15 protein-coding genes and 2 pseudogenes are annotated in these 20,492 nt (G+C 64.5%); 3 read left to right on the top strand and 14 right to left on the bottom strand.

Going from position 1 to position 20,492, the window contains the following annotated elements; translation table 11 throughout:
• Window positions 1–243: 243 nt before the first annotated feature.
• From AC0L2K_RS17340 to AC0L2K_RS17315, 6 genes and pseudogenes are all read right to left on the bottom strand, one after another.
• Window positions 244–2,016, bottom strand: a pseudogene (locus AC0L2K_RS17340) (adenylate/guanylate cyclase domain-containing protein).
• Window positions 2,017–2,174: 158 nt separating this feature from the next.
• Window positions 2,175–2,324 carry a hypothetical protein gene (locus tag AC0L2K_RS17335; protein ID WP_023722376.1) on the bottom strand — a complete coding sequence of 50 codons (150 nt, stop codon included), beginning with the start codon at window positions 2,322–2,324 and terminating at the stop codon, window positions 2,175–2,177.
• A gap of 3 nt (window positions 2,325–2,327) precedes the next feature.
• A complete protein-coding gene (locus tag AC0L2K_RS17330) occupies window positions 2,328–2,657 on the bottom strand; it encodes a DUF2934 domain-containing protein (RefSeq protein ID WP_473531917.1) in 330 nt (109 codons plus the stop codon).
• A gap of 126 nt (window positions 2,658–2,783) precedes the next feature.
• Complete coding sequence (locus tag AC0L2K_RS17325; RefSeq protein WP_473531916.1) at window positions 2,784–3,524, bottom strand: BA14K family protein; 741 nt, start codon at window positions 3,522–3,524, stop codon at window positions 2,784–2,786.
• A gap of 121 nt (window positions 3,525–3,645) precedes the next feature.
• Window positions 3,646–4,764, bottom strand: coding sequence for a KamA family radical SAM protein (locus AC0L2K_RS17320; RefSeq protein WP_473531915.1), 1,119 nt, complete (start codon window positions 4,762–4,764; stop codon window positions 3,646–3,648).
• A 358-nt stretch (window positions 4,765–5,122) separates the two neighbouring features.
• Window positions 5,123–6,427 carry a mechanosensitive ion channel family protein gene (locus AC0L2K_RS17315; protein ID WP_473531914.1) on the bottom strand — a complete coding sequence of 435 codons (1,305 nt, stop codon included), beginning with the start codon at window positions 6,425–6,427 and terminating at the stop codon, window positions 5,123–5,125.
• A 574-nt stretch (window positions 6,428–7,001) separates the two neighbouring features.
• Between AC0L2K_RS17315 and AC0L2K_RS17310 the strand changes: the two genes are divergently transcribed.
• Window positions 7,002–7,433 (top strand): class I SAM-dependent methyltransferase, encoded by a 432-nt coding sequence (locus tag AC0L2K_RS17310; protein WP_473531913.1) that lies wholly within the window; start codon window positions 7,002–7,004, stop codon window positions 7,431–7,433.
• 67 nt (window positions 7,434–7,500) lie between these two features.
• Here the strand turns inward: AC0L2K_RS17310 and AC0L2K_RS17305 are convergent, their stop codons facing one another.
• Window positions 7,501–9,123, bottom strand: a complete 1,623-nt coding sequence (locus tag AC0L2K_RS17305; RefSeq protein ID WP_473531912.1) for an ABC-F family ATP-binding cassette domain-containing protein — start codon at window positions 9,121–9,123, stop codon at window positions 7,501–7,503.
• 177 nt (window positions 9,124–9,300) lie between these two features.
• Between AC0L2K_RS17305 and AC0L2K_RS17300 the strand changes: the two genes are divergently transcribed.
• A complete protein-coding gene (locus AC0L2K_RS17300; RefSeq protein ID WP_473531911.1) occupies window positions 9,301–9,630 on the top strand; it encodes a hypothetical protein in 330 nt (109 codons plus the stop codon).
• A gap of 58 nt (window positions 9,631–9,688) precedes the next feature.
• Here AC0L2K_RS17300 and AC0L2K_RS17295 read toward each other — a convergent pair whose 3' ends face one another.
• Together AC0L2K_RS17295 and AC0L2K_RS17290 are read right to left on the bottom strand one after the other, a co-directional pair.
• The gene (locus AC0L2K_RS17295; protein ID WP_473531924.1) at window positions 9,689–11,590 is read right to left on the bottom strand and encodes an amidase; all 1,902 of its coding nucleotides are present in this window, start codon (window positions 11,588–11,590) and stop codon (window positions 9,689–9,691) included.
• A gap of 359 nt (window positions 11,591–11,949) precedes the next feature.
• Window positions 11,950–13,443 carry a WD40 repeat domain-containing protein gene (locus AC0L2K_RS17290; RefSeq protein WP_473531910.1) on the bottom strand — a complete coding sequence of 498 codons (1,494 nt, stop codon included), beginning with the start codon at window positions 13,441–13,443 and terminating at the stop codon, window positions 11,950–11,952.
• A 226-nt stretch (window positions 13,444–13,669) separates the two neighbouring features.
• On the opposite strand from AC0L2K_RS17290, the pseudogene AC0L2K_RS17285 reads away from it, so the two are divergent.
• A pseudogene (locus AC0L2K_RS17285) lies at window positions 13,670–14,133 on the top strand (GFA family protein).
• A 58-nt stretch (window positions 14,134–14,191) separates the two neighbouring features.
• On the opposite strand, the gene AC0L2K_RS17280 reads toward AC0L2K_RS17285, so the two are convergent.
• From AC0L2K_RS17280 to ligD, 5 genes are all read right to left on the bottom strand, one after another.
• The gene (locus AC0L2K_RS17280) at window positions 14,192–14,962 is read right to left on the bottom strand and encodes an exodeoxyribonuclease III (protein ID WP_473531909.1); all 771 of its coding nucleotides are present in this window, start codon (window positions 14,960–14,962) and stop codon (window positions 14,192–14,194) included.
• 9 nt (window positions 14,963–14,971) lie between these two features.
• A complete protein-coding gene (locus AC0L2K_RS17275; RefSeq protein WP_473531908.1) occupies window positions 14,972–15,616 on the bottom strand; it encodes an alpha/beta hydrolase family protein in 645 nt (214 codons plus the stop codon).
• Between the two features lie 223 nt (window positions 15,617–15,839).
• Complete coding sequence (locus AC0L2K_RS17270; protein WP_473531923.1) at window positions 15,840–16,928, bottom strand: tetratricopeptide repeat protein; 1,089 nt, start codon at window positions 16,926–16,928, stop codon at window positions 15,840–15,842.
• A 14-nt stretch (window positions 16,929–16,942) separates the two neighbouring features.
• Entirely contained in the window at window positions 16,943–17,857 is a 915-nt protein-coding gene (ku, locus tag AC0L2K_RS17265) for a non-homologous end joining protein Ku (protein ID WP_287173086.1), read from the bottom strand.
• A gap of 89 nt (window positions 17,858–17,946) precedes the next feature.
• Entirely contained in the window at window positions 17,947–20,433 is a 2,487-nt protein-coding gene (gene ligD / locus AC0L2K_RS17260) for a DNA ligase D (RefSeq protein WP_473531907.1), read from the bottom strand.
• Between the last annotated feature and the right edge of the window lie 59 nt (window positions 20,434–20,492).

Genomic DNA, 20,492 nt, shown 5'->3' with positions numbered 1-20,492 from the left:
GGCGCTGCTTGCGGTGAAAGTCGGCTTTCGGGCGACGAAGTCGGCCGATGAAGGGCAGCTCAGGGTCAGGTCACGACGATGCCCACACCAACTTGAATGTCCGCTGTTGAATGTTCGCAGCCCGAAGCTGCCAGTCCGCTGCCCGCCCCGCCCCAGTCATCAGCGTGCCGCACAGCGGTCGTGCTGTTCCTTCGAAGCAGTGGCTGCAGGAGGTTCAATACCGGACCTCGCCCGGTCAGGTGCTCATACGAGGCCGGCTTTGCGAAGGCCATCCACGATCAGCTCGAAATCGTTGGGATCCTTGTAGGGCAATACTTTGCGGCGATGTTCCAGTGAATATTAGGGGTTGACGCGAAACACTTCCTGCCACTCGCGACGGGCTTCTTCGAACCGACCCAGATGGCCGTAGCTCGCCGCCAGGAGCACGCGTGAGACGTCGGTGGAAGGGTTACGAACAAGTCGCCGCCTCAGGATCCCAATTGCCTCTTCGTACCTGCGCAACTGGAACATCGCTTGCGCCTGGAAGTGAAGGTACACGTCCGGATAATACGGGTTCAAGGCCATTGCCCTGTCGAAACACCGGAGTGCGTCCTCAGGCTTGCCGGAATAATGCAGTGCGTAACCGAGATTTTCGTGCCCCTCGGCAAGATTTGGCGCAAGAGCGATCAAGCGTTTAGCCGAGCAGATGGCCGCCTCATGCCGTCGCGAATACAATTCGACGATGCCCAGCGCCCAATGTGCGTAAGGATATCGATCGTCGAGCGCCACTGCCCGTGCCGCGAACATTTCCGCTTGTGCCATTGCGTTCGACCACGACGAGCTCCACTGGTTTGCATAGTCCAGTATCTTTGCGAACGCGAGGAACGCGTAGGCGGGAGCGAATTTCGGGTCGAATTCGACGGCGCGCTGCAACAGCTCCCGGCCCTTGATGTTTTCCGCTTTCGTGAACCGCCATAGCTGCTCTCGGCCATGAAGAAAGCAGTCATATGCGTCCAGGTTGCCGGTTTGCTCGGTCGCGAGCCGCTGCTGGTCGCCCTTTGTCAGGTTGAGCGCCAGCGCGTCGACAATTTGCTGCGTAACGTCGTCCTGTACGGCAAAGATATCGGTCAGGTTGCGATCGAAGCGCTCCGCCCACAGATGTCCGCCTGTGGTCGCGTCAATAAGCTGCGCGGTGATACGTACCCTGTTGCCGGATTTGCGGACGCTGCCCTCCAGCACGTAATGCACGCCGAGGTTCCGGCCCACCTTCTGAACGTTCACGTTCCTGCCCTTGAAAGTGAAGGACGAATTGCGAGCGATCACAAACAGCTGCGACAGCTTTGAGAGAGCTGTGATGATGTCTTCGGAGATTCCGTCGGCGAAATATTCCTGCTCGGTATCACCGCTCATGTTGGCAAAGGGCAGCACGGCGATCGATAACTGAGGCGGTGCCGCTGTCGAAAGCAGAGCTTCCGAAAGTTCGGGCGTCACAGGCGCCTTTGCGTGAGCCGCGGTGCCGACTCGGAGTGAATAAACCCGGATCGGTTCGGCAATATTCTTGAGCTGGGTGTCGCCGAGATCATTGACCGAAACGTCTAGTCTCGTCTTGACTTGCCTATAGGCGTCTTCGGACAGGCAGATGGTGCCCGGGGCAGCGACACCCTCCAGACGCGAGGCAATGTTGACGCCGTCGCCCATCAGGTCGCCGTCGCTTTCTTCGACCACGTCGCCCAAATGTATCCCAATCCGAAACTCGATGCGGCGGTCCTCGGGCACGCCGGCGTTGCGCTCGACCATGCCATTCTGCACTTCTATGGCGCAGCGCACGGCATCTACCACGCTGCGGAATTCAACCAACGCACCATCGCCTGTGCGCTTGACCATACGACCGTTGTACACGGCGATGGTCGGGTCGATCAGGTCGCTTCGAAGTGCCCGCAACCGGGCCAAAGTACGATCTTCATCCGTGCTCGCCAGCCGGCTGTACCCGACCACATCAGCGGCAAGGATCGCGGCTAGCTTGCGGCTCTCGCTCACGGGCCAATCTCCTCGTATCCACAATAACACGAAGAGGCAGGGAAACATGAAAGTTCGCTGTCCCCAGAGCGGTATCCCGCACTCGCTAGAATTCTACACCCTACGCCGAAGTAAGGGGTCATCCGGCGCGGCTGCCTGGCAAGGGACGGCACGCCGCCTCAATGCTTCTTGAAATACTGCACCTCGCGTTCGTGCTTCTCCGCAGCCTCGCGGCTGTCAAACGTTCCGAGATTGCGGCGCTTGCCGGTCTTTTCGTCCTTCTTGCGCGAATAGAGGCGGTATTTTCCGTCTTTGAGTTTTCTGATCATCAGTCACTCCCCGAGCCGCTGCTTGCCCTTGAGGTTGCGCGCGGCTTGTTCGATCGCCGCCCAGTCGTTGCCCAACCTGTCGATCAGCTCCTGCGCCTGTTCGCCCGATATGCCGGTGCGCACCGCCAGGGCCTCCACCGTCAAGACGTCGGAGCTCGCGACCTCGCGGGTTTCCGGCAGGGCATCGCCTGCCGTCAGCGGCAGGGCTGCCTCCCTGTCGATCTCGGCCTCGGCCCGGTGCCAGTGCCGCTCGGGATCGCCGTGGATCCCGCCTTCGCGTTCCCAGATCTGGTATGCGCGCTCACGAATCTTGTCTTCCCGGTCGTCGCTCATGCTGATTCCTCCTTTTTGTATCGGATGAACGCCACGCCAACCCGAACGATCCAAGAAGTCTGCGTGATCGTTGGATGGGGTCGCACAGACGCCATGCACTGCGGCCGCCAGTTCGCCACCTGCCGGCTACTCGCACTGCCGGCGCGGGCCGCCGGAATAGGGCTGGTAGGTATTGTCTTCCGGCCGGTAGGAGCGGTAGCGGCTGAAGCAATATTGCACGTGGTCGGGCGGAAGCCAGGCGCCGCCGGTTTCATCCGCCGGAACATCGCCATCCATCGACCACGTGTCGGTCGCCTCGACATAGCTGGCGCCATCGTCGGCAGGCTGTGCGGCGCGGTCGGCCCAACCGGCATCGAGATAGGGCGAGATGCACGGACGCTGCTCTCCGCTGTAGGACGTGTAGTGGTCGTTGCTTGGCCTGTAGGAGCGGTAGCGGCTGGCGCACCATTCCACATGGGCGGCGGGCATCCCCTGCTGCTCGTCGGTTGCCGGCGTTGCCGGCTTGACGGAGGCGGTAGCGGTGGTGTCGGGCGGCGAAGCTGCGGCATCGGCAGGTTTCGCGGTGCGATCAACTGGGGCCTGATCAAATGGGGCCTGATCAGCCGGGACTTCTGCAACCTCTGGGACCTCTGGGACCGCTGCGACCTCTGCGACCTCTGGGACCGCGCGGGCGGGAAGGCGCTCAAGCTGCTGCGAAGCGGGGTTGACCTTCCGCGGCTCCCTCGGCCACAGTTCGGCAACGCTGGAAGTCGGAGCGACCGGCCGCACCGGTTCGGCGGAGAGAATCCAGAGGGCGAAGGCCAACCCGCTGGCGAAAACCGCTAGCGTCAGCACGAAGCCGCCAAGTACCGCTGATAAAGCTCTCACCTTGTGCTCCTCTGCCCCGTCATCTGTTAAAATGCGAGGCATTGGATCCGGTTCCAACTAGCGCGGCAGTTGGAGTTTCGCGCTTGAGGAAGGGCCCTTCGCCGGGCGAGGAACCAAGCTTTCAAGGGTCGCCGACAATCTCCGTATATGTCCTCAGCTCACCGTCCTGCCCGCGAATCCGCCACGTCTCCCCGTCCCGCGCCTCGACATAGCACGGGCCGAGCGGCACCTTGCCGCCGCCATCGGGCAGATCCAGCACGTAGACGGGGTTGCAGATGCCCGACAGGCGCGCCCGCAAGGCGCTGACCAGCGCCCGTCCCTCGGCAATCGTGGTGCGCCGATGCGCCATGCCGCGCGCGAGGTCGCCGTGGTGCAGGTAATAGGGTTTTATGCCGAGGCGGTACATCAGCTCGCGGCACAGTTCCTCCAGCACCTCGACGGTGTCGTTGACGCCTTTCAGCAGGACGCTCTGGTTGAGCAGCACGAAGCCGCCCTGCCGCAACGCGCGGCAGGCTTCTTCGGTGGCCGGCGTGATCTCCCGCGCGTGGTTGAAATGGGTGACGACGGTGACCATCAGCCGGCCCTGCAGCGAGCGAACCATTCCTGACGTGACGCGCGAGGGCAGCGCTACGGGCACGCGCGTGTGGATGCGCAAGAGCCGCACATGCGCAACCGCCTCGATGCGGGCACGGATTTCTGCCAGCGCCTTGTCCGGCAGCGACAGCGGATCGCCGCCGGTCAGGATCACCTCGCGGATTTCGGGGTGGGCCTCGATATAGGCGAAGGCCGGCTCCAGCGCCTCGCGCGAAAAACCCCGGCCGATCGAGGTCAGCGACTCCTTGCGAAAGCAGAACCGGCAATAGACCGCGCACTGGTAGGTCGCAAACAGCAGAACCCGGTCGGCATGGCGATGCGTCAATCGCGGCACCGGGCTGAAGACGTGGTCGGCGATCGGATCGTCGAGCTCGCCTTCCTGCTCGGCCAGCTCTTCGGGCGACGGGATGACCTGCGCCCGGATCGGATCGGCGGGGTCGCTCCAGTCGATCAGCTCGAGATAGGCTTTTGGGATGCGAACCTTGTGGCGCGTGGCCGCGGCTTGAGCCGCCGCGCGCTCGGCTGGCGACAGCGGCAGGGAGTCGAGATCGCGCACCTGCCGCACGCCGGCGCGAACATCGTCCTGCCACGCGGCGTCGGGGTCGGCCACCATGCCGGTTTCGGGGGTGTCGAGGTGTGAGGTCATCGCAGGCTCCTTGAACTCGGGGCTGATACAGCATTGGAGCCGGGGTGCGAACCCTTGCCGGATGCACTCAGCGGCGAAGCTGCCAATCTCCCCCGCGAAGGCAGGGCTATTGCAGGTGGAAAGCCGAGGCTTTCGCTCTACGATGTACCCCCACCCCTAACCCCTCCCCACAAGGGGGAGGGAGACTTCCGTTTGCGCTGACCTCGGCAAATTGCCATGCCTTTCGGGCGCCAAAGGGGAAGTTAAGGCGCGCGGCAGCGTTCCCTCCCCCTTGTGGGGAGGGTGGGGTCCACCTTCGCAAGAATCCAAATGCGATTGACCGGCCCACAAGGGACCCACAAGGGGGAGATTGGCAGCTTCAGCGCCCGCCTGATTTCTCAGCGCGCCCATCCGGCTTCATGATGATCTCGCGATGCGGATAGGGGATGTCGATGCCGTTTTCCCTAAAAGTGTCCCACAGCGCCAAAAGCACCCTGCCGCGCACATTGGTCAGGCCTTGCTGAGGGTCGTGGATCCAGAAGCGCAGCACGAAATTGAGCGAGGATTCGCCGAAGTCGGTGAGCCAGCAGACCGGCCGCCGGTCCGCTTCGACCCGGCCGACGCTCATGGCGGCCTTGATCGCCAGTTCACTGACCTTATGCGGGTCGGCGTCGTAAGAGACGCCGAAATTCACGTCGAGCCGCACGAGGTTGTCGCTGAACGACCAGTTGATGACCCTTTGGGTGATGAAGTCCTCGTTCGGGATCAGGTATTCGCGGCCATCGCGCGTCACCACCGAGACAAACCGCGCCCGCAATTCGCGCACCCAGCCGAAAGTGCCTTCGAGCGAAATGGTGTCGCCCGGCTTGATCGACTTGTCGAGCAGGATGATCATGCCGGAGACGAAATTCGAAACCACCTTCTGCAGCCCGAAAGCCAGGCCGACGCCGACGGCGCCGGAAAATATCGTCAGGGCCGTCAGGTCGAGACCGACGGAAGACAGGGCGATGGCACCCGCCACCAGCACAAGGCCGACCTTTGCGACCTTGCCGACGAGGACGCGGATCGAGGGCGTCAGCTCTTCGGAGATGCGGACGCGCTCGTCGATATACTTGCCGACGACAACCGCAAGCCAAACCGTGGCGATCAGCAGCAGCGCCGCTTTCAGCACCATGAGCGCCGAGAGGCGCACCGCGCCCAAAGGTATTGCGAGGCCGTCCAGGAAAGTCGCGGCGTCGTCGTCGATGCCCAGGATGACAAGGGCCGCATAGATCCAGGTCAGCCAGGCGAGAGCCCGCGCGACAAAGCGATTGCGGACGATGCGCGACAGCACCGACGCAAACAGCCACGCAAGCGATAGGGAGAGCGCGATATAGATGAAATGGGTCCGGCTCGGCCAGGTGACGGCGCGCATGAGAACGAGCGCGGCAAGCAGGAAGACCGTGAACAGGATCCAGTCGGTGCGCCGCAACAGGGCAACGACGACCCTCAACAGTCCGGGATGCCCCTTGATCTGGCGTGCCCGGTTCTCCACGAGCGGTTCGATGCGCTGCGCTGCGAGCCTCGCGACGAGGAAGAGCACGACGATGATGGCAGCCTGATAGAAAAACCACGGCGTGACGGCGTAGTCGAACCATCGGCTGGCCCAGGCCAGCGATTCATCGATGGCGTTGCGAAAATCCATTCCCACATGACCGTTATGGACTGGCGACCAGCACAATGTCGCCGGCCTAGTGCAGGGTCAAGCCGGCGCTCTTGCGCTTCACCCCGCGCCCCCGGCGCCTCTTGGCCGGTGCGCTCAACATGTCGGGTATAGCCGCCGCCATAAGAGTGACGCACGCGGCCAGGCAGCGGCCGCCAGAAACACCAGCTGATTGGAAACAACCGCTGGAAAATCGCCAACGCGCAACATTGAATCACTGTTACATTAGCTTGCTCTTAAATTAGATTTAGCGTATGTATGCAGGTGGCCGGTGATCTACCCCCCAACCGGTTAGGCTCGGCGCCAGTCCCGCCCCCCTCAGGCCAACGACGCCGGGCCGCTCGGCCTTTATTCTTTCTTTAAGTATCCCTGCTGTTCCTGTCGCGCAGTTGAGAAGTCGACCGATCGTCGGCCTCTTCGATATCGATCAAGGGGCGCCCCTCCTCAATAACCGGCGGTGAACACTTCGACGATGTCCGCGATCCCTCAGGTGTCGGCCTTCCCGTCGCCAGCCATGGTCGCTAATCTCGGCTCACGGAAAGGCTGGAGAAGAGGAATGGCGAACGACTTATCGCCAAGGCTTTTGGCGATCGTTGACGCGCTGCCTTTGCGGCACGGCATGCGCGTGCTGGAGATCGGCTGCGGCCCAGGTGCTGCAACGCGCGAGATCGTGCGCCGGATTGGCGACGGTCACGTGCTGGCGATCGACCGCTCGGCCAAAGCCATCGCGCAGGCCAGGGCCGCCTCGCGCGCCGAGATTGCAGCGGGCCGGCTGAGCTTTCGTCAGGTCGCCATCGAGGACTTCAACCTTGAGGCGGACGAAAAGCACTTCGACATTGCAGTTGCGGTGCGCGTCGGCGCGCTGGACGGGCGTCATCCCGAAGCAGGAAAAATCGCCCTGCAACGGCTCAAGGCCGCGTTGACGGCGCAAGGCCGGCTGTTCATCGACGGCGGCGATCCGCTGCGCGAAATTGTGATACACGGCTGAGCAGCCCGTGCTTCCTTTCCGGAATCGAGCGTTTGGGTCATGGTGAGCGGCAACGCCGCTCTGCGCCTCAGCTCCGCAACCCAGGCGCCTCCTGCCCGGTTCGCTCGACATACTCCGTATAGCCGCCGCCATAGGTGTGGATGCCCTCCGGCGTCAGTTCCAGCACACGGTTCGACAGCGCCGCCAGAAAATGCCGATCGTGGGAGACAAACAGCATAGTGCCCTCATACTGCGAAAGTGCCGTGATCAGCATCTCTTTGGTGGCGATGTCGAGGTGGTTGGTCGGCTCGTCCAGCACCAGCAGGTTGGGCGGATCGAACAGCATCAGCGCCATCACCAGCCGCGCCTTCTCGCCGCCCGACAGCACCCGGCATTTCTTGTCGATCTCGTCGCCGGAAAAGCCGAAGCAGCCGGCCAGCGCGCGCAACGGCGCCTGGCCGGCCTGCGGAAAGGCGCCCTCAAGCGTCTGGAACACGGTGCGTTCGCCCTCCAGCACTTCCATGGCGTGCTGGGCGAAATAGCCCATCTTGACGCTAGGCCCGCGTGCCACCGTGCCATTGTCCGGCGCGGAAGCGCCGGCGACCAGCTTCAGCAGCGTCGACTTGCCGGCGCCGTTGATGCCCATCACGCACCAGCGCTCGCGGCGGCGCACCTGGAAATCCAGCCCCTGATAGATCGGGCGGCTGCCATAGCCCTTATGGACGTTCTTCAGCGTCACCACGTCCTCGCCGCAGCGCGGCGCCGGCTGGAAATCGAACGACACTTTCTGGCGGCGTTTTGGCGGCTCGACGCGGTCGATCTTCTCCAGCTTCTTCACCCGGCTCTGCACCTGGGCAGCGTGCGAGGCGCGCGCCTTGAAGCGCTCGATGAAGGCGATCTCCTTGGCCAGCATCGCCTGCTGGCGTTCGAACTGCGCCAGCTGCTGCCGGTCGGCGATCGCCCGCTGCTGCTGGTAGAATTCATAGTTGCCGGAGTAAGCGGTCAGCGAGCCGCCATCGATCTCGACCACCTTGTCGACGATGCGGTTCATGAACTCGCGGTCGTGCGAGGTCATCAGCAGCGCGCCGTCATAATTCTTCAGGAACTGTTCCAGCCAGATCAGGCTTTCCAGGTCGAGATGGTTGCTCGGCTCGTCGAGCAGCATGGCGTCGGGCCGCATCAGCAGGATCCTGGCCAGCGCCACGCGCATCTTCCAGCCGCCGGAAAGTTTTCCGACGTCGCCGTCCATCATCTCCTGGCTGAAGCCGAGGCCGTCCAGCACCTCGCGGGCGCGGCCATCCAGCGCATAGCCGTCGAGCTCCTCGAAACGCGCCTGCAGGTCGCCGTAGCGGGCGATGATGGCGTCCATCTCGTCGGCGCGATCGGGATCGCCCATGGCCGCTTCGAGCGCGCCCATCTCGGCCGCCACTTCGCTCACCGGCCCGGCGCCGTCCATCACTTCGGCAACCGCGCTGCGGCCCGCCATGTCGCCGACATCCTGGCTGAAATAGCCGATGGTGACGCCGCGATCGACCGAGACCTGGCCCTCGTCGGGCTGCTCCTCGCCGTTGATCATGCGAAACAGCGTCGTCTTGCCGGCGCCGTTCGGGCCGACCAGGCCGACCTTCTCGCCCTTCTGCAAGGAGGTGGAGGCCTCGATGAAGACGATCTGCCGGCCGTTCTGCTTGCTGATGCTTTCCAGTCGAATCATGCTTTTCACGCGCGCCCAAGGGAGTTTCCCCGCGCCAATACGCGATAGGCGGCGCCTGCGGAAGCCCGCAAATCAATCGGAATACGACGCCACATTCGAAGTTCGAACTGAATTGGCGGAACCTCAGATAGGGCCGGCAGTTTAGAAGGATCACCTCAAACAGCGAAGGAGGACGAGATGAAGACCCTAACCGCTATTTTGCTCGCCACCTCAATGATCGGGCTGACGACCGGCACGGCAAGCGCTACCTGCCACGACACGACCGCATCGATCGAAGCTCAATCAGGCGTGGCAAAAGACGCAACGCGCGCGCCCCTCGAAACCGACGCGAATACCGGTAACAGGGTAAAGGGCGGCCCGGCCAACAAGACCGGCAACACCATGCCGCTTGCCAACCAGGAAGCCGGCGGCGATAAAAACCTTGCCACCTCGCAGCAGGATGTCGAGGCGCAGCAGGAGGGCGAGAAGACAGCAGCGGCCAAGGCCGACCCCTGCAAGCCGGACTGACGCGGATTGAAAAGCCGTTTGCAGACGGCGCGCCGCAGCACAAGGCGAAGTGCGATGGTCACCCGATCCCGCCGGTCACCACGTAGGCGCCGGCGGCGCGTCCGTCCTCAAGACGCACGACGGCGGTGACGATCGAGCCGTACACGCCGCGCCAGACGCTGTGAATTCTCTCATGCTCCTTGGCCGGCACGACTGCACGCCCGGTGAAGCGCGCGCCGGTCCGTTGCATGCGAATGGGCTCGCCGATGACATGGACTTTCACGCTGGTCTCGATTCCCGTTCCGGCCACATCTAGCGTGACCGTTATCTCGTCCTGATCACCCGCATGGCGCGTCTCGGCGGCAAGCGCCACGGTCAGCGGCGGCGTCTCGCCGGGCATGCTCGCGTTGTGTCGGGCGAAAAAAACATCGTCGGGAAGTTCCGGCGTGCGCGGCGGGCGGCTGCGGCGCTGGCCAAAACGCTCGAAGTCGCCGGCCAGCCGCAGCAGCCGGGTGTCGTCATAGGCCTTGCCGGCGAAGGTTAGGCCGACCGGCATGCCGATATCGGCCATCGCGCCCATCGGCACGGTGACGGTCGGAATGCCGAGATGGCGCGGCGCCAGATTGCCATCGGCGACCCAGGTGCCGTTGCGCCAGGCCAGCGTAGCGGACGCCTCGTTGACATCCGCATCGGCCCGACCGACATCAGCGACGGCGGGAAACACCACCGCGTCGAGCCCTTGTGTATCGAGCCAATCCTCGAAATCGATGCGCCGCGTCGCCTCCAGGCCTTTCAGGCCGGCCTCCAGCTCGGGAATGGCCAGGAATGCCGTGACGCCGCGCTTGGCCCGCTCGGCATATTCCGCCACATCAAAACTGTCCTCATAACGGTCCGGCAGCGTGCCCGGCGGCTGCGGAAAGATTTTTGCGCCGTCGACCGACGCGAGATCGGCGATGGCAGGGTCGGCATTGGCGCGCAGGAAATCGTCCCAGGCGAAGACGCACAGGTCCCAGATCTCGCGCTCGGCGAATCCTTTGGGAATCAGCCCGCGATCGACCATGTTTTTTGCTCCCGGCCGGTCGCGCTCGTAGTTGGAGACGACGGGAAAATCGACATCGACCACATCTGCGCCGAGCCGCCGCAGATCGGCCGCCGCCTGCTGCCACAGTTCCAGCACCGAGGCGCGGGTCTGGATCGCAACGTCCGTATCGCGGCCGATATACATGCGGGGCACGCCGAGCCGCATGCCTCGGAGCGCTCCCTCCAGCTCGAGGCCGGTGTAGCTTGGCGGCCGTACATCCGAGCTCTTCGGCAGCGCCACCCAGGGCTGCGCACGCCAGAAATCGCCCCTTGTGTTCGGATCGTCGGCGACGATCACGTCGAGCAGTTCGAGCATGTCGGGCACGCTGCGCGTATGCGGCACCACCACGTCCATCGTCGGCACCAGCGGCCAGTTGCCGCGCACGGAAATGACGCCGCGCGACGGCGTGTAGGCGACCAGCGCGTTGTTCGAGGCCGGCGCGCGGCCCGACGACCATGTCTCCTCGCCAAGCCCGAAGGCGGCGAAGCTGGCGGCGGTCGCGGTGCCGGAGCCACTCGACGAGCCCGACGCGAAGGCGGCGGTCAGGTAATCGGCATTGTAGGGGCTTTCCGCCCGGCCGTAGACGCCGCGCTGCATGCCGCCATTGGCCATTGGCGGCATATTGGTCAGTCCGATCAGCACCGCGCCGCCGGCCCGCAGCCGCCCGATGGTGAAGGCGTCCTCGTTGGCGATGAGATGCTCGAAGGCCGGCGAGCCGGCGGCGACTGTCATGCCTGATACCTTGTAGCTGTCCTTGGCGGTATAGGGGATGCCGTCCAGCGGCCCGAGCGCAGCACCATTCCTGCGGCGCCAGTCGGACGCGGCCGCCTCCTCGAACATTTTGGGATTGAGCAAGGGAACGGCATTGAGGGCGATGCCATGGCGGTCGTAATGCGCAATCCTGCGCAGGCAGGCGCCGACCAGCTCGACGCCCGCCGCAGCTGTGCGATCGATGCCTCGACCATGTGGAGACTGGTCGTCATGTTCGGTCCCTGCACCCTGCGCGACGATGGGGCCCAGCGCCGATATTGCACAGGTCGCGTTCTTTCACACCCCCTCTGCCCTGCCGGGCACTGGAGGCCGGCACTGTCACCAGCGCATCTCCCCCGCAAGGGGGGGAGATCGGCAGCGTCCTCGACAGCGCCAACTTTTCAACGCTGGAGATTGACGAAAGCCGAAGTGACATCCGATCTCCCCCCTTGCGGGGGAGATGTCCGGCAGGACAGAGGGGGGTGCTCAAGCGCCGATCAGGAAATTGATCACTCCGGCGCTCCGGCGAAAAGCACCACCCCGTCTCCGCCGCCTGCCGGCCAGTCCCGGATGGTGCGGTCGTAGCCGCCGGTCAGCACCGTGCCGTCGGCGGCGAACGCCACGGCGTAGATCGGTCCGGACCGGCTGTCGAACAGCGCGGTCTCGCTGCCGGTTTCCATGTCCCACAGCCGTGCCGTGCCGTCGAGCGAACCGGACAGCAGCCGCTTGCCGTCGGTCGACAGCGCCAGCGCATAGACCGTGCCCGAATGGCCCTCGAGGCGGCGGACTTCGCGGCCGCTGTCGAGATCCCAGAGCTTGATCGTATAATCGCCGCTGCCGGTGATCAGATGGCGCCCGTCGGCCGTGAACACCACGTCATAGGGGCCGCGCTCATGCCCGTGCCAGCTGCGCAGCTGCTTGCCGGTGTCGATGTCCCATAGTTTTAGTGTGCCCTCGATACTGCCGCTGATCGCGCGTGTGCCGTCGGGCGAGACGGCGACCCCGCTGATCGACCAGTCGTGCCCCGGCATCACATGCAGCACCGAGCCCTTATCGATATCCCAGACGATGACCCTGCCGGTGTCGTGCCCGCTGACGGCACGTTTGCCGTCGGGGCTGATCGCCAGCTTGTTGACGCCGCCGTTCTGGCCTGATGAGAAGACGTGCAGCACCGCGCCATCGGCGAGCTGGCGCAGCACGATCTCGCCATCGTCGCCCGCCGTCAGCGCCCGCGCCCCATCGGGCAGGAAAAGCGCGGTACGCGCCATGTCCTTGTGGATGCCGAGGGTGCGGATCAGGCGCTTGCCATCGATATCCCAGAGCTTGATCGTGCGGTCGGTACTGGCGCTCATGATCGAGTGACCGTCTGACGCCACCGCCAGCCAGACGACGGGCTCGCGGTGGCCATCAGGCTGCGTCGGCTGCGGCGGCGGAGCCTGAGGCAGCGGCGCGACGGTCTGCGGTGGCGCAGCCGGGGCTGGAGCAGGCTCCGGCCGTGAAACAGGTGGGGCCAGCGCGACCTCGGATGGCGAGGCAGGAGTTGGCGGCTGTATCGCTTCCGGTTCGGGGGTCGGTGCGCTGGTGACGCCTTGGCCTTCCGGCGCGCTCGGCACAGTTTGCTCGGCGATCAGGCTTTTGCCGGCATCCTGTGGCTGCCGCGACCAGGGGCCGAGTTGGTCGGCCACCAGAACGAGCACGGCGAGGAGCGGAACGACGGCAAAGAGCCGCCGCAGGCGTGGTCGTCCGCCGGGTTGCGTTTCGGCACCCCTGCCGAACAGCGGCACCTTCGGATCGTGCGTCGACCGGCCCGGCAACAGGCCGGCCCAGAACAGCAGGGCTGCAAGAGCTGAGACAACACCCGCTGTCCCGAAGAAAGCCAGGCGCACCGACGCGAAAGCGTCGCCGACGCCCCCGCCCCCCAGCGCGAAATACACGCGTGTGAAGCAGAGCATGCCGATCGCCAGCAGCAGCATTGCCAGCAGCCTGTCGACAAACCTGTTCATCGAGCTCCCCTCGCGCCGCTGTTCGCTTCGTCCGCAATGATGCAGGTCGGCGCCGGGCTTGTCGATGCCCGGTTCAATTCCGAGATCATCAGCGAAACATCGAGCGCAAAAGGCTCCCCTGCGCCAAAGCGCTCGATATGGCCTGGCGACACTCTCGGCCGCCGCAATGTTGCCCGGTCGCGCGCTTGAATCGCTCGGCAGGGCTCAAGACCGATCGAGGCCAATGATGGATGGGTGGAAATTACCGTGGGAAGGCGGCTGCCTGTGCGGTGGGATACGCTTTCGCATAAGTGCGCCGCCCTTGCTGACCATTGCCTGTCATTGCACCGGCTGTCAGAAGCTGAGCGCGAGTGCTTATTCCCTGACTATGGCGGTGCCAAGCAGCGGCTTCACCGTTACGCAAGGCGAGCCGGTGGTCGGCGGCATGCATGGCCCGCACCGGCAACTCTACTGCCCGCATTGCAAGAACTGGATGTTCACCCATCCGCACGGCCTGGACTTCTTCGTCAATGTTCGCGCGACCATGCTGGACGAGCATCATTGGTATGTGCCCTTCGTCGAGGTCTTCACGTCGGAAAGGCTGCCCTGGGCAACGACCGCCGCCAGCCACAGCTTCGCCACCAACCCGACCTTGAGGGGTATACGCCATTGATCGAGGCCTTCGCCCGCGAAGGCGCGCGACCGGGCTGACCGGTTGCGCATGAAGGATTAAGATTGGCGAAACGCCAATGACGGCCAATCTCCGCCCTCACCGCAACTCAACCCAAACCGGGGCGTGGTCGCTGGCGCCGGGCTCGCCGCGGACGTCGCGGTCGATGCCTGCCCCGGCCAGCCGGCGCGCCAGTTTCTTGGACAGCAATATATGGTCGAGCCGCAGGCCGGCGTCGCGCTGCCAGCGGTTGCGGCGATAATCCCAGAATGTGTAGAGCGTCTCCTTCGGGTGCTTCTTGCGCAGCGCGTCGGTCCAGCCCTGGTCGAGCAGCGCTGCGAAGGTTTCCCGGCTTTCCGGCTGCACCAGCGCGTTGTCGTCATAGGAGCGGGTCGGATAGATGTCGCGCGGCTCGGGCACGATGTTGTAGTCGCCGGCCAGCACCACCGGCAGGCCGGTGTCGAACAGTTCTTCCGCATGCGCGTTCAGGCGTTGGTGCCAGGCAAGTTTGTACTGGAATTTCGGGCCGGGCTGCGGGTTGCCGTTCGGCGCATAGAGGCAGGCGACGACGATGCCGCTGACCGCCGCCTCGATGTAGCGGGCCTGGTTATCGCTGTCGTCGCCGGGCAGCGCCTCGCGGGTCAGAACGGGTTCTGAACCCCGCGCCAGTATGGCGACGCCGTTCCAAGTCGGCTGTCCCACCCAAACCGCGCTATAGCCGGCCGCGGCGAGTGCTGTGCGGGGAAACTGCGTCTGCCTTGCCTTCAGCTCCTGCAGGCAAACGATGTCGGGCTTGGCGACAGTCAGCCAGGCGAGCAGGTTCTGCAGCCGGCCGTTGATGTTGTTGACGTTGAAGGTGGCGATCTTCATCGGCCTGCTTCAGCGCACGATGCGCTCGGTCCACGCCTTCACCGCATCGGCGAGTGCCTTCAGATGATCGGCGGCCGAAAAACCGGAGATGCTCTTGCGCGGCTTCAAATCGTGGTCGCCATCTTCCAGCCACCGCATTTCGATGGTGTCGGAAAGATCGTAGGTCGCGACCTCGTCCCTGGTGCCGAATTCGTCGCGTGTGCCCTGAAAAATCAATGTCGGCGTCTTGAGACCGGCGAGGTGTTTTGTCCGAAGCTGCGTCGGTTTCCCCGGCGGATGGAAGGGATAACCGAGGCAAAGCAGCCCTGAAATCTCGTCCTTCGAAAACATCTCGTCGGCGATCATCGAAGCGACGCGGCCGCCCATCGACTTGCCGCCGATGATGAGCGGCCCGTTCACGCCCTTCGCCCTGAGGTCGGCGATCACCTTGATGTATTCCGGGTTCACCGTCTCGGCGCGCGGCGGCGGCTTGCGATGGCCGTAGCGGCGGGCCGCCATGTAGTGGAACTCGAAGCGCGCAACGCGAAAGCCGGCTTCGGCCAGCGCTTTTGCCGTGGCGGTCATCGAGGCAGAATCCATCGGCGCGCCGGCGCCATGGGCGAGCAGGATGGTGATGGGAGCGGTGTCTGGGCCGTCGTAGAGGAAGGTGGTCATGGGGCGGCCCACTTATCCCACTTATAGAGGCCGCGTTCCGTCCCACCCCCCTCTGGCCTGCCGGCCATCTCCCCCTCAAGGGGGGAGATTAGCAGCTTCGTCTCCCCGCCCACTCCCCAACGGTGGTAGTTGGCGAAACCGTCGGTGACAGCCAATCTCCCCCCTTGAGGGGGAGATGTCCGGCAGGACAGAGGGGGGTGTTCAAGCGCGACCAAACGAGCCCTCACCCCGCCGAGATCCGCGCCAGCTGCAAATCGATGAACTGAATACCCTTGGCCGCCATCCGCGCCCATTCGGAGCCGGCGTCGAGCTCGAGGTAGCGCGACCAGTTCCGCCGCGCCTCGGCGAGGTTGCCGGCGTCGAACTCCAGCCTTGCCAGGTTGAACACCGCGTCGGCATAGTTTTGGTCGAGCGCTATCGCCTTCTGCAGGTGCCGCCGCGCCGAGGCCTCGCGACCCTCATCGCTCATCAGCCCGGCCAAATTGAACCAGGCCTCGACAAAGCCGGGGTCACACTTGATGGCGCGGGCATAGTCGTGCGCCGCCTCGGCCGCGCGTCCGGCGGCGCGCAGGCAGTTGGCGCGGTTGAAGGCGGCGATCGCATCGCCCGAATCGATGGCCAGGCAGCGCTGGTAGAGTGCTGCCGCCTGCTCGTGGTCTTCAGCCTCTTCCGCGGCTTCGGCGTCGGCGAACAGTTCTTCCAGCGTGTCGTCATCCGGCGACCCCAAATCGAACAGCAGCTGGCCGTCGAGTTCGCTCTGGCCGCCCTCGAGGTAGATCTGATCGGCACGCCCATGCTGCGAGCCGACATTCAGCGACTTGGCGGTCAGCGAGGCGATCGGACCGCAGCGGTGCACCGAGCGCGCGATCGCCCCCCACGAGGCGCCGCCGGCAATCAGCCCGGCATATTTGCGGGCCAGGATCAGGTCGCGAAACGAATAGGGTTCGCCATCATGCTCGAAGGCATCGAAAAGCGACAACAGGTCGAGGTTGGCGGCGGCAAGCCGCGACTGGTCAATGAGCGACTGCCTCGGCAGCGCCGAAGCCTCCGGCGCCTTGATCAGCCCGAGCAGGCGCAAAAAACCGTTTTCGCTGATCAGCTTGCGCCCGGCCGCACGCTCGGCGGCGACGCGGCGCTCGATCTCGGCATCCCCGGCCTTGGCCAGAAGCGTGCGGCCGAACACGACATGGCTGGTGCGCCTGTTGACGCCGCGTCGCAACTGGCCCTGCCGGCGCTCGACTTCACGCGCCGCCAGCCTCAGCGGGAACGCCGCCAGCGCGCCGATCGCGCCGAAGACGCTGCCGGAAATCATACCGGTGGGCGCTGTCACCCTTTGCTCTTGCCGACGGCCTTGAGCAGATTGGCCTTGAGCGGATTTTCCTTGGCCGCGCCGGCGCCGCCCCTGGCGGATTTCGTTGCCGGTTTCGCCGCTTCATCGGCCTTGCTCTTGCTCTTGGCCGGCGGCTTGGCCGACTGCGACAGGCTGGCCTTCAGCGCATCCATCAGATTGATCACATTGCCGCGCTCGGGCGCTGCCGCGATGATCGGCTTGTGACCCTTGAGCTTCTCGCGGATCATCGCCATCAGCGCGATCTCATAGCGATCCTCGTAGTTCTTCGGATCGAAGGTGGTTTCCTTCTGCTTGATCAGCGCTTCGGCAAGCTGCAGCATTTCGGGGTCGGGCTTGCCGGCCGGGATGTTGCCGAAATATTCAGCCGTGCCGCGCACTTCGTTCGGGTTCCTCAAGGTGCAGACGAACATGCCGTTCTCGCGCGCGCCGATCGTCACCACGCGCTCGCGGCTGGACAGCACCAGCCGCGCGATCGCCAGCTTGCCGGACTTGCGCATCGCTTCGCGCAGCACGGCGAAGGTTTCCTCGGCCATGGCGCCATCCGGCGCCAGGTAGTAGGGCGCGTCCTGATAGATGACGTCGACCGAATGCTCGTCGACGAAGGCTTCGATATTCATCGTGTGGTTGGATTCGATGCGCACCGCCTCGAGGTCGGCATCGTCGATGATGATGTACTGCTTGTCCTCGTATTCGTAGCCCTTGACCAGATCCGAGCGCTCGACCAGCCCGAGCTCGGGATCGACCGGCTTCATGTTGATGCGGTTGTGGGTGTCCTTGTGCAGCTGGTTGAAGCTGATCCGCTCACTGGCACTCGTCGCCGGATACAGCCGGACCGGACAGCTGACGAGACTGAGCTTGAGGTAACCTTTCCAACTTGCCCTGGGCGCCATGAAACTCTCCTACGCGGCCGTGCACTGTCGAACTTTTCGCAGCGCTTCGTCCAAAGGACGAACGACGCTGCGCAAAACCTACATCGCCCTCACAATACCGGCAAATCCCTAGCGAAATCTTCCATGTCGGCCCAGGGATCGCCGGAGGTGGCCAGAAGCCCCGGCAGTGAAGAATAATTCAAATCTTCCGGAGCGTCGATGGATTCCAAATCGGACCAACTTACCGGCGTCGAGGCCGGCAGGTTTGTGCGGGCACGCAGCGAATAGGGTGCCGCCGAAGTGTGGCCGCGCGCGTTGCGATGAAAGTCGATGAAGATGCGCCGCTTGCGGTTGTCCTTGCCCATGGTGGTGGTGAAGGTGTCGGGCGCCGTGGCGGCCAATGCCGAGGAGATGGCGCTGGTCGCCTGGTGCAGTTTTTTCCAGTTCTGTTTTTGCGTCACCGGCACTGATATGTGGATGCCCTTGCCGCCCGAGGTTTTGGCAAACGGCACCAGCCCCATCGCCTCCAGTTCGGCGCGGATATGCACCGCCGCCTCGACCACCTCGCGCCAGCTAACCCCCTCGCCCGGATCGAGGTCGAAGACGATCAGGTCCGGTCTGTCGAGCCGCGTGCGATGGGTGCCCCAGGTGTGGAACTCGACGACGCCGAACTGCGCCAGCGCCAGATAGCCCTTGGCGTCCTCGACCGACAGGTAGGATTTGGTCTCGCCCTCGGAATTGGTCGCCTCAAAAGTCGCCACCGATTTCGGCATGCCGGTGAAGGCATGGCGCTGGAAGAAGCAGTCCTGCGGCTTGCCGGTCGGGCAGCGCACCAGCGACACCGGGCGGCCCAAAATGTGCGGCAGCATGAAGTCGCCGACCAGCGCGTAGTAGACGGCGATATCGAGCTTGGTCGGTCCGGTTCTGCCGAACAGCCGCCGCGTCGGGTTGGTCACCCAGATCGTGGCGAGGTCGGCCTCGGCGATCAGCCGCTTGCGCTTGGCCGATACAGGCGTCGACAGGCCGACGTCGCGCAGCCCGCGGAACACGGCATGGCGCAGCGCATTATCGGTGGTCCGGTTGGCATAGTGGATATGGGCCGAAAGCAGCGGCCGCACCCAGTTCATCTCGCGCATGATCTCGCGTGGAACGCCTTCGGGTGCAGACGCGCCGGCGCGCAGCGGCTCCAGCCGGGCCAGCAACGCGGTCGCGGTGGCGGCGTCGAAGCCGGTGCCGACCTTGCCGCGATAGTGCAACTCGCCATCCTCGAATTCGCCGAGCCCGAGCGCGGCCAGCCCCTCGGCTGCAGCGGAGGTGGTGTAGCCGGCGATGACGAAATCGCCGGTCTTCAGCGCCTTGGTCTTGGTCCAGGTCTTGGTGCGGCCGCTCTGGTAGATCGCGGTGGCGCGTTTGGAGACGATTCCTTCCAGCCCCATCTCGGAGGCCTGGTCGTAGAGCGCCTGGCCATCGCCTTCGACATGGTCCGAGAACTGGATGGCGGAGTTGGCGCCCAGGCCGGACAGCAATTGCGACAGCAGCGCATTGCGCCGGCCGAGCGGCGCTTTTGTCAGGTCCCAGCCATCGAGATACAACAGGTCGAAGGCATAGAAGTGGAGCTTGTTGCCGGCGCCCTCGGCCAGCGCCTCCTGCAAAAGGGCAAAGCGGCTGATACCCCTCGCGTCGAGCGCAACGACCTCGCCGTCGATGATTGCATCGCGGCAGGGCAGCCTGGCAAAGGCGAGCGGCAGGTCGCCATAGCGCCTGGTCCAGTCGAGGCCGGCGCGGGTGATCAATTTGACCGCGCCGTCGGCCAGATGCGCCGTGGTGCGGTAGCCGTCGAATTTTATCTCGTGCAGCCAGATTTCGCCCGTGCGGCTCGCGGGGCCTTCGCCGCCCGGCGGCTTCGGAACCTGCGTGGCCAGCTGCGGCTCGATCCGGGAAGGCAGCGGCGCCTTGACCGCACCCGGCAGCGCACCGGGTTTCAATGCCACCGGTTTCGCAGGCCTTGCGGCAGGCTTCGGGGTTGCCACCAGCTCCTCGATGCGACGGCCGGATTTGACGCTTTCCGGCCGGGCTTCCAGTATGTCGAGCTTGGCGTCGGCGGCGAGGTCGCGCTCCTTGAACAGCAGCCAGTTCTTTTTGCCTTCATCCTCGCCGGGCTTCGGTTTCAGCCTGGTCAGCATCCAGCCGCCATTCAGCTTCTCGCCGGCGAGACGAAATTTGAACGAGCCGGTGCGCAAGCTCTTTTCGACTTCGTCCATCGGCGCCCAGACGCCGGTGTCCCAGACGATCATCGGCCCGCCGCCATATTCGCCCTCGGGGATGACGCCTTCGAAGTCGATATATTCAAGCGGATGGTCCTCGGTCTCGACCGCCAGCCGCTTGTCGGCCGGATTGAGCGACGGGCCGCGAGGCACCGCCCAGCTCTTCAGCACATCGCCGACCTGCAGGCGAAGATCGTAATGGTCGGCAGTAGCGTGATGCTTGTGCACGACAAAGCGATTGCCTTCTGCGGCAACCGGCCCGCCGGCGGGCTCCGGCGTCTTGCTGAATTCGCGCTTGGCGCGATAGGCCTTGAGTTTGGAGGGATCTGGCATGGGGCTAGGCGGTGGTGGGCAAGAGCAACGAGCGCCTCGTTCCTTCGCGCCCCCCTCTG

The organism is Mesorhizobium sp. WSM4817 (genome assembly GCF_055811135.1).
The sequence above is the reverse complement of the archived record's forward strand: the minus strand, read 5'-3'. Positions and strand labels throughout refer to the sequence as shown.